The sequence below is a fragment of the Chryseobacterium sp. HNCC26DJ241 genome, from assembly GCF_057180505.1.
Map to the genome: position 1 here is coordinate 1 of NZ_JBXUGL010000057.1, position 10483 is coordinate 10483.

Below are 10483 nucleotides of genomic sequence, written 5' to 3' on the forward strand. Positions count from 1 at the left end.
TGATGTGAATGGAGCGATCCATGAGAAAACATGGAAAGAGTAAAATTAAAAAAAGTAAGAGCTTGTTTAAGTTTTAATCTATTTTAAGATTAAGAAAAATACTATAAAAGAGTATCGAATAAAATTTAAACATTCTAATGAGTTTGCTTAAAAAAGATAATGTCCATTCATTAGCAAATCAAAAAGAGATTATTAAATTTAAATATTTATAAAAACACAAGTTATATTCAACACCTAAAATCCTTCAAAATATGTCCAAGAGAATATATTCCGATGAAGAGCTTAATGGTTTTCAAGCCGGTTCGGATGCTATAAGCAATGGAAGACTGAATCATCCTGATGATATCAAAAAATATTTTTCCAGCAAAACCTTCAAGGATTTTCTGGCGGATAAAGACAGTCCGTTGGTGTATTGTACACTGACTTTGGATGGCAAACCATTTTTGGATAAATCCAGTTTTTCCTTAAATCTGAACCAGAATACCAATGATCACGACCATTTTACCATTACCGTTCCAGATGATGCCATGGACAGCTTCGAGGGATATGTGATGGAAAATTCTAAAAATATTCTTGGAAAAAATATCACGATCCATCTTCATCGTTTTGGGGATGTCAGTCAGATTTTCACAGGGATTGTTGCCAATGTTAAGAACAAAAAAGAAAACGGATACGGAAAACTTTTTATTACCGGTTATGCACCGAGTATCTTATTGGAAAACGGCAAAGACTGCCAGAGTTTTGAAGATAAGACATTAGAGCAAATTATCAAGGAAATTACTTCCGAATATCCTGAAGAAGCCAAAGTAGCAGTAGAAAACCCGAACTCAAAATATACCCTTCCTTATACAGTACAATACAAAGAATCGGACTATCAGTTCATCAAAAGACTGGCAGTGAAATTTGGAGAATACTTTTATTACAATGGACAACAATTGGTGTTCGGAAACAAAGTTCAGCCCATTGTTACTTTAGAAGAAAACATCGATCTGATCGAAGTGGAATTTGAAATGAACATCAAACCACAGGAATTCATCTATCATACCTATAATGTTCAGGCGGGAGGAAAAACCGAGAAAGATTCTTCTTCTGCCCAGTTACAATACAAAGAAAATCCTTTTCAGGCAATAGCGATCAATGCTTCCAAAAAAGTATACAAGAAGAAGCCGGATATGATGTTCAACCACAGCGGAATATCGGACAGTACAGACAGGGAACTCAAAGAAGCCACAAGAAGGGAAAAAGAAAACAGGGAAAATCTTGTTTGGGTAAAAGGCAAAAGCAAAGACCCGGAACTGAAGATAGGAGGAAGAGCCAAGCTGATCGACATTAATGGAAGAGCAATGGAAACCTACCGCATTACAGAAATCAAGCATTATCATGACGGAAATACCTATTACAATGAATTTGTGGGAATACCGGATTTGTTCAATGCGCCATATCAGGATGACGAGGCAGTTCCTTTAGGAGAAGCACAACCGGCAAGAGTAATGGAAAATGACGATCCGATGGGAATGGGAAGAATCCGGGTGCAGTTTCCTTGGCAGGAAAAGAAAGGACAAATCACGCCGTGGATCAGGATGATACAGCCACATTCCGGAAGTGGCAAAGGTTTTCATTTCATTCCCGAGATAGGAGAAGAAGTTTTGGTAGATTTTGAATCCCGGAATGCCGAGAAGCCTTTTGTAATGGGGACGCAGTATAATGGAAGTGAGAAAAGTGGGTATGCTCACCCTAAAAATCAATTGAAAGTTATACGTACCAAAGAAGGACATATTATAGAATTCGATGAACGTCCTGAAAGTATAGGTATTACAATAAAAGATAAAAATGATAATGTAATACAACTTGATACAAAAGGTAAAAATATTGCTATTACTACTCCTGAAACTTTTACAATTAGTGCAAAGAATATTATAATGAATGCTAAAGAAAGTATTACTTTGGAGAGTGATAAACAAAATTTGATTTCAAATAATATAAAGATAACATCAGTGAATAAAGTAGTTATTATAAGTAATGGAAAAACAGAAATAAAAGGTTCTGAAATAGAACATTTAGCAGGAGGAGAAGCAAAAAGCCCAACCACAAATTCTAAGGATAAAAAAACGACAGATAAGAAGAAAGAAGGAAAAATTAATAAGATTACTTTGTATGACAAAAAAGGAGAAAAAACTGAATTTTTAGGAGATTCTAACAAAATTGTTGTTGAAACACAAGATATGAAAGAAGCGGTGGTTAATGTAATTCTTAGAGATAATGATACAAATGAGGATATAAGTTTTGGTAGTTTTTATGTGCCAAGTGATGATTACAAAATTGAAATCCCACATTCGCATACAATAATATATGAAATAGATAATTAAAAGAATATGAGCAGATATACTATAATCGCACAAGAAGTAAATAATGAAGGCAATAATGCTAAAGAAAATGCGAAGCCTATTGGATTATTTACAGGAGTTGTTGCTTTTTTTCGTTCTGATAAACAGAGTGAAGGAAAAGCGGGATCAGATATAGATACAACTTATAAAGAAGATTTTGGATTTGACATTTATAGACCTGATTTATATGGTACAGCAAAAGATGAGTATAAAATCTTAACAGATGTAAATTATTTAAAAAAAGTAAAAAATAAAAAGGGTGAAGAAATTGAATATAATTTAAAAGCAGGTACATTTGAATTAAAGAAAAAAACAGATAAAGATAATGGCAATAATTCTATTGAAGAATATTGCATTCCTTGGATATATGTACCAAATAAAGGGATTACAATTCAAGCAAAAATATTGCATATTGCAGATGAAAAAAATTATAAAGAATACAAAAAGGCAAAAAACGAAAAAAACGAAAAAATATTCTTTTCAATAGTACCAACTGATGAGAATAACCAAATAAAATGGACTGATGATAAGAAAACTGTGATTAGTAAATATGAAGGAGAAATAGTTACAATTGATAAAAAAGATTTCGATTTTGATATTGGCAAAGATGATCAATTAACACCAATTAAAATAACGGTTTCTGAACAACTAACTCAAAATTATGCTTTAGTGGCTTATTATAAATATAATGATATAGAATATCCATTGGGTCAATTAAATTTCTGGAGATTTATAATAGATGCTGGAAAACAAAAAACACTAGATGAAAAAAAATTAATATATAATCAAAATGATGTTATTCCCTTAAAAATAGTAGAATTAAGAGTAAATAATAAAACAAAGACACTTACAAATTCTGTCGTTACAAGTTTACAACAGGCGCTAAAAATATTTGAAGATCAAGCAAATATACGAATCAATGTTTTGTCTACGTTAGGTTTTATGAATATAGAGCCAGAGAGTACTGACGTAAATAAAAAGTTTAATGTATATGGTAAAATTGCTAAAAATGCAAAAGGAGTATACGAACTTGTAGATACGCCTACTTCTGATTTTCATAAAGAATTGGTAAATAAAATTTTTTTTAAGAATGAAGAGAAAAAACAAGAATTCATCAATAAAATATTTAAGGATGCTTTTGGTAAAGAACCCGTAGGGATAAAAGAAATAGAAGAAGAAACGAATGGAAAAAAAACAAAAAGAAATGAGAGTAAAAGTCTTATTGAACTTATGAAACTTAAAACAAAAACAATTTCTTATACTGATGGCTCAAAAAAAATTCTATCCTATTATGATTATTTTTTTAATCAATTTACAGAATATGTTTCCTCATTAATAATATTTTGTTTTGTGTCGCCTGATATAATTGCTCGTATAAATTCTACAACAAGTACAAAGACTAATGCTGATGGTAGTACTACAACAACTACAAACACACAAAAGAATGAAGTTGGTGTTGGACTACTTGGGAAAGGTATCACAATAATTACACAAACAGCTATGGCAGATTATAAAGAAACATATGTACACGAGGTTGGTCATAATTTTAATCTTAATCATACTCATTTAGTACAAGGTGATTCAGATTTTAATTTGAATAAATCGCAAACAAAAGAAAATTATATGGATTATGATATAAAGCCAAATTCTATTATTAAGAAACAGTGGAATAAAGCAAATAATAAAAAGGTAGATTGGCTAATTGATAGAGAGGGAAAAAGTGGATATGCTGAAGAAATGTGTAATAGAATTAGTTTTTTATTAAGTGATGACTATATAATTATTAATGACTTTTATGATAAAAAAGAAGAATATATAGAAAAATTACAAAAATCCATAAAAACAAATATCAATATGCTTATTACAAGTCATAGTTATGAATATGGTATGGCATATAATTTTCTTGTGGATGAAAAAATATATGTGTGATATGAACAAAAGCATCTATTATATAGTTTTATTTTTTTGCCCAATATTTATTTTTGGACAAAAGATTTCAAATGCTATAATTGACAGTATTTGTATAGATGCTATACAATTGCATCATCAATTTTTTAAATCTGATAAAATGCTTTTTTTGATTAATGAGAACACAATAAAGATTGCTAACAGAATCAAAAATGACAGTATTGTTTTCGTGAAACAAGAAGACGTTTCAAAAGAAATAATAAAAACAAAAGATAAAAAAGGAGATCTTTTTTATCTTAAGGAAGTGAGGATTGTAAATGACTCTGTAGTCAATCTAAGATTTGATTCTGATTATATAAAAATTACAAAAATCAAGAAAAATATTTTTGGAAAAATAAAATATATTAACACTGAATCTCATAATATTCACGATGTTGCTTATGAATATGATTGTCCAACTTATATCTATACTTATAATAAAACTAAGAATAGATGGAACGTGATGAATTGGTCAGAGTGCTATAAAATGAAAGAGAATGCAGAAACAGAAAGTAAAATAGATGAACAAGAAAATGAAGAGAGAAAAACGAAGGAAAGGATAAATAAGTAAAAAACAATTAATTTTTTAAATTATGAGTGAAAAAAAGATAATAGAAAACTCTCAATGTAAATGTGATAAAGGTACTATACCCGGAATTCTATCAGTAACCAGCCAATCAATAATTAAAACTAATGGACAGCTTCAAGCAACAGATGCGGATAAAACAATAACTCCATTTGGCGTTTGCAGTGTTACTCAATCTTCATGCTCAATTGCACTATTAATATGGGAAGATGTTGCAGCAAATTCCAAAATAAATGGATTAAAATATTTAACAGAAAAGTCTAAGATTAAATGCTCAGTTGGGGGAGAAATTACATTTATAAAATCTAATCAAACATTTGTAAAAGGGTAGTATTAAATCAGAAAAGAAAAAGTAATAATTGAAAATATAAAGTAGATATCCAGAAGGATAAAGTAAACCATCAGAAGAACAAAGTGAACGGTGAAAGATATAAAATAGATTCTTCAAACTGAAAAGGAAGTTATCAGAAAAATAAAGTGAACAGGCAGAAAAAAAAGTAAATATTCAGAAGAGATTACATTAAAAAATAATAAATATTGCAAACAATAATTTAAATTATGAGGATTATCCTGCAACAGGATACACATTAATTACAAGTATAAACAGAGACTAAAACGATTTCATTCTTCATTATAAAACCATGAATGCCAGTTTTATAACTGAATTTCAAAATTCTATAGATGCAGTGCGAAAAATAGTTTCCATTCTGGCAAAAACCCAAGAACTGAAAAGCGTAACCAAACAGCTGTACAATCTTGCTGATGAAGTGAATAAAAAATTATTGTTTTTAATAGATTATTCGGAAGATGCAGGTTTAGATAGTGGAATGATCTCAAGCATCCGAAGTAAATTTTCTAAGAGAAATATTGAAGGGGCCATAAAAGATCTGCGAGAGGCTCTACCCTATTTTCAAACTCATGAGACAGAACTGGAATCGGGAGATATGCCGGATGGATTTTTAGATTATTTTCCATCAGTCTTGCCACAAATGGAAACATGGAATGCTGAGCAAATCAGTATTCTGAGCACCCGAAAATCCATAGTAGAAGCTAACAAAGTTTTATTTGAAAATGCTTATAGCTATATTTCGAAAGTGAGTAACCGAGGAAAAAAGGTATTTAAAAAGACAGTGAAAAAAGATGATTACACGATTTCCAAACTGCTAACAAGAGTAAGAGCCGAAGCCAAAACCAAAGCTGAAGAAAATTTCGAAAAAAACAGATTTATAAAAAATAAAAATCCAAGCAAAAAAGTTTGGATTTTTTTAACACTACTTTTATCATGTTCTATTCTAATTCAGGAAATGACAAAAAAGTGATCCACACCCGAAGCGGAACAAAAATCATCCTAAACGATGCAGAAGGCAGTGTTTTCATAGAAGACCTGAGTGGAAATACTTATCTGATGGACGGTGCCGGAAATATTAATGTGAATGCGCCGAAGAATATGACGTTTACGGCGGGAGAGAATGTACTCATCAACGCAGGAAGTAACATTGTGGCTTCTGCTCAAAGAAATGTAAATATTTTAGCTGGAGAGGATATTACGGAAACTGCCAATGATGATTATAACCTTACAGCGAGTAATATTATAGAAACTGCGGAAGTAGGAAGAAGTTCTAAAGCAAAAAATATTACCGAAAATATGCAGTCAGGAGCCTATATAAGTACTAAAGAATCCATTAATGTAGAAAGTGCCAAAGAAGTAAATGTTAATAGCGGAAAACAAGTGAAAATGCAATAGTATGGCTGGAGAAGGCGGAAATATTATACGTAATATATTCGGAAAGTCTTACAAAGAAGCTGAATCTATTTCCACAGCTGCTTCTAAAGGTGCATTGGATTTCAAATCCCCAAAAGAAACAACTTTTCATGGAAAAAATGGAGGGAAGCAATTTAATGAGTATCAAGCGAAAAAGGATCAAACTTTGTTGGTCGTTAAAGTAGAAGGTCCATTGGATGATAATGGTAAAAAAGTGGAAGAACCTAAAGAAGGAGTGAAATGCTGGTTTAAAGCAACTTTTAATAGATCAGCATCAAAAAGCTAATATAAAAAACTTGCATGGTTGTATAAAATTAATGGAATGCCGATTCCTTGGATTGCTGATTATTCTTCGTTAAGTGGAAATACCCAAACTATACAGGTAAAGATTCCTTGCTATAATATGCGTGTGTATGCATATTTCAAAAGTCCCACAGATAAAGTAAGTGTTGAAGTAAAAATAAATAATCCACTACCAGTATATATAGATAGGTTTAAAATCAAAGGATTAGATAGGCAGGGGAAAAATATGGCTGATGATTTATGTTATGGAGTTGGCGTATCAAATCAATATCCTGCCCGTTATACAATAAAAGATATTGAAAATAGAGGTGTATGGATAAAAGGAGAAATTAGAGATAGAACTAATGATGAGCTTTGGGCTGGTTTTAAAAGAATGGTAAAAGATTTATTTTCAGTTGGAGAATTGGAAATCGTAGCACTTGATATGATTGAGCAATTTAAGCAAAGCCATGGAAATGAGTATACAAATTTCATTCTCACAAAGCATGTAAAAGCACATCCTTCAACCCAGAGATTTTGTATTAGTATTGAAGATGAAATTGCAGATAGATTAAGTAAAAGTAAGGGAAATATTTCTAATATTGAAGATGGTGAAATTCATTTTACTGATAATGAGAATGGAAAATTTGGAAAAAGAGGATGGGGACATCCACAGTTTTCCACATTAAAAGATACATTTTATGGAGGTCTTACTATTTGTATGAATGATACATGGGCTTATGAAGTCAAATTAATTAAATTCAATAAGTTTGATAATGAAGATTATGAAGCAACATATAAAGTGACTTTATATGATCACTTTGGACTTGATATGCCTGATATAGAAAAGAAATATTATTATCTAATGGGATTTAGATATTGGTTTATTTTACAACATATTAGAGGCTTCAAACCATTTATAACAAAAGTTGAGTTTGAAAAAACTTTTAAAGAGAATATTTCTATTGGAAAAACACAGAGAGAAAATAAAAGAAGGTCTGAAAAAGAGCGAGACGATAGATTAAGAAACATGGGAAGAAAAAGGCCAGGAGAAATTTAATTTAGTTAAATATCTTTTTAAATTTATTATCTAACGAGAAATAAATGTACTAATTATAAAAGACTGTGTAAACTAAATGATGATGCATTCGAAATTTATAAAAATTTTCATAATATTTCTTTTCTTTTTTATTGTCACAGGTTGTGATGATAAGAGGGATGAATTTATCTCTTTAGATAAATTAACTTTTACAAATGATTACTATAAGGACTCTGTAAAGACTTCATATTACATTTTGATTAACAATCCCAATTCTGTGAAAGATTCATTGAAGAATGACATAGTAAATTATGTGAAAAGTAGGTTGAAGCATGAGAAGATATTAATGCAAAAAAATGTTACTTCGATTGATTTCGTTTTTTATAGAAAAACAAACAACACATCATACTTTATGAAAAACAAAGAAGATCCTGGAGGGTTTTCAAGTGAAGAAATTTCTCATTACCAAGAAGATTATATTGCTAATTATTATATTCAAAAGTGTAATAGTGGAACAATTGAGAAAATTTATTTTTATGACTTACCAGAAGAAGTTATAGCAAACAATTGTAAAGAGTAATGTTGATTTATTTTTTTAAATGAATATTCAGATAAGACCAAGCCAACAGTATAAAGAAAAACCTTTACATTACAAAGTAGAGCAAAACACAGATATTTTCTTTCAAGAGAAAAAAGAACTGAAGACAAATTTTGTTTTCAGTATCTATCAGCATAAAAGAAAAGAAAAATCATTAGTTTGGGTAGTAGACAGAACGTATGACAGCTCATATCCTACAAGAAATACCTATTTAGATACTATTCATGACTTGGAATATTATTCTTATCCTATTGCTGTTGAGGTAGATTTTCATGGAAATTTTTTGAATATGGTAAACCATGAAGGATGGTTCAATCAATTAAAAAAATCATCTGAAAAACTTATAACAGTTTCGGACAGTGTTTCCGATTTGCGAGATCAATACTTGGAAGTTGCAAAAAATGAAAACAAATTTTCCAAAAACAAAACAAAAGAACCTTTTTGGAATCTATTCTTTTTTTCTCCTGCAGGATCCAAAGACAGTTTAGAATCTGAGGATACAATGCAATGGCATATTAAGACAATAGGAAATACTATCTGTAAAGGAAAAGTAAAGTATGATGTAACTGAAAAAGGATTAAAAATTACTTTTATTGCAGAAAACTTTGTTACAGAAGAATTAGTGGGTATTATAAATGAAAAATATCATAGAATCTCTTCAAACTATAAAATTAAGTTGTTGATATCAATGGAATATCATTCTCAAAAATATTATTATACTAAAAAGACAGCAGATTTTAAATTATACGATAATGATTTTCTTTTGTACGAAGAAAAAATTGCCATAGAAAGTAAATAAAAGCACAATAAATGGAAGGTGGAAATATCATACGGAATATATTTGGAAAATCCTATAAAGAAGCAGAATCTATTACCAAAGATGCTTCTAAAGGAGCATTGGATTTCAAATCCCCAAAAGAAACAATTTTTCATGGAAAAAATGGAGGGAAGCAATTTAATGAGTATCAAGCGAAAAAGGATCAAACTTTGTTGGTCGTTAAAGTAGAAGGTCCATTGGATGATAATGGTAAAAAAGTGGAAGAACCTAAAGAAGGAGTGAAATACTGGTTTAAAGCAACTTTTAATAGATCAGCATCAAAAAGCGAATATAAAAAACTTGCATGGTTATATAAAATTAATGGAATGCCGATTCCTTGGTTTGCTGATTATTCTTCGTTAAGTGGAAATACCCAAACTATACAGGTAAAGATTCCTTGCCATAATATGCGAGTGTATGCTTATTTTAAAAATCCTATTGATGAAGTAAGTGTAGATGTCGCTATAAAAACTTTAGAGCCAATAATAATATATATCTGTGGTTATTGGAATAAAGATATGCCTTATGCAGGAACAGAATGGGGTGAGCAATATTGGGGCTATGGATTAAAAAGTTCTGCAAAAAGCTACTTCAAAGCAAAAAAAGAATATTTTATTAATGGTGCAGGTACAAAATTTTCATCAGGGAGTAGCAGATTCAATGATGGGAAAAAGTTTGCAAATGATAGGTTTAATAATAAGGAATCAAAGTTTTACAAAGAAATTTTTCAACAGTATAGAAAAATTATGATAATTTCTCATAGTATGGGAGGAGCTTTTGCAGAAGGTTTGATTAGTGTTTTAAAGCAAAAAAATATCAATATTGAAAAAGTGGTTCACTTTTCTCCTGCCGATGTTTCTGGTTTTTCAGTTACTTTTCCAGAGAAAACATTTCAGATAAATATAGATTGGGATCCTGTTTTAATGTATAAAAATCTTAATGATGCTAATTTTATAAAAGGAATAAAATATTCAGGATTGGTAAAAAACCCTAAAGATGACAAATTTGGACATATGTATACAAAAGATGAATCATTTGTATGGAAATGGTTTGAAGATTTAGAATTAA

Annotated in this window: 11 protein-coding genes; all 11 read left to right on the plus strand. The window is 30.1% G+C overall.

Translation table 11 applies throughout. The features are described from left to right. Positions 1–251: 251 nt before the first annotated feature. Positions 252–2366 carry a type VI secretion system Vgr family protein gene (locus tag AC2A1C_RS15390; RefSeq protein ID WP_484026805.1) on the plus strand — a complete coding sequence of 705 codons (2115 nt, stop codon included), beginning with the start codon at positions 252–254 and terminating at the stop codon, positions 2364–2366. A gap of 6 nt (positions 2367–2372) precedes the next feature. Continuing rightward, positions 2373–4313: a hypothetical protein gene (locus AC2A1C_RS15395; RefSeq protein ID WP_484026806.1), complete on the plus strand. Its 1941-nt coding sequence runs from the start codon at positions 2373–2375 to the stop codon at positions 4311–4313. Positions 4314–4452: 139 nt separating this feature from the next. Further along, positions 4453–4902 carry a hypothetical protein gene (locus AC2A1C_RS15400; RefSeq protein ID WP_484026807.1) on the plus strand — a complete coding sequence of 150 codons (450 nt, stop codon included), beginning with the start codon at positions 4453–4455 and terminating at the stop codon, positions 4900–4902. Between the two features lie 22 nt (positions 4903–4924). Then, positions 4925–5248 carry a PAAR-like protein gene (locus AC2A1C_RS15405; protein ID WP_484026808.1) on the plus strand — a complete coding sequence of 108 codons (324 nt, stop codon included), beginning with the start codon at positions 4925–4927 and terminating at the stop codon, positions 5246–5248. 310 nt (positions 5249–5558) lie between these two features. After that, positions 5559–6236: a hypothetical protein gene (locus AC2A1C_RS15410; RefSeq protein ID WP_484026809.1), complete on the plus strand. Its 678-nt coding sequence runs from the start codon at positions 5559–5561 to the stop codon at positions 6234–6236. Further along, positions 6200–6661 carry a hypothetical protein gene (locus AC2A1C_RS15415; protein WP_484026810.1) on the plus strand — a complete coding sequence of 154 codons (462 nt, stop codon included), beginning with the start codon at positions 6200–6202 and terminating at the stop codon, positions 6659–6661. Before AC2A1C_RS15410 ends, AC2A1C_RS15415 begins: the two co-directional genes overlap by 37 nt. Position 6662: 1 nt before the next feature. Then, positions 6663–6965, plus strand: coding sequence for a hypothetical protein (locus tag AC2A1C_RS15420; protein WP_484026811.1), 303 nt, complete (start codon positions 6663–6665; stop codon positions 6963–6965). A gap of 36 nt (positions 6966–7001) precedes the next feature. Next, the gene (locus tag AC2A1C_RS15425; protein WP_484026812.1) at positions 7002–8021 is read left to right on the plus strand and encodes a DUF3289 family protein; all 1020 of its coding nucleotides are present in this window, start codon (positions 7002–7004) and stop codon (positions 8019–8021) included. A 391-nt stretch (positions 8022–8412) separates the two neighbouring features. After that, on the plus strand, positions 8413–8580 hold the full coding sequence (locus AC2A1C_RS15430; RefSeq protein ID WP_484026814.1) for a hypothetical protein: 168 nt from the start codon (positions 8413–8415) through the stop codon (positions 8578–8580). Between the two features lie 19 nt (positions 8581–8599). Next, positions 8600–9397 carry a hypothetical protein gene (locus AC2A1C_RS15435; protein WP_484026815.1) on the plus strand — a complete coding sequence of 266 codons (798 nt, stop codon included), beginning with the start codon at positions 8600–8602 and terminating at the stop codon, positions 9395–9397. An 11-nt stretch (positions 9398–9408) separates the two neighbouring features. Further along, a partial coding sequence (locus AC2A1C_RS15440; RefSeq protein WP_484026816.1) for a hypothetical protein occupies positions 9409–10483 on the plus strand: 1075 nt, incomplete at its 3' end.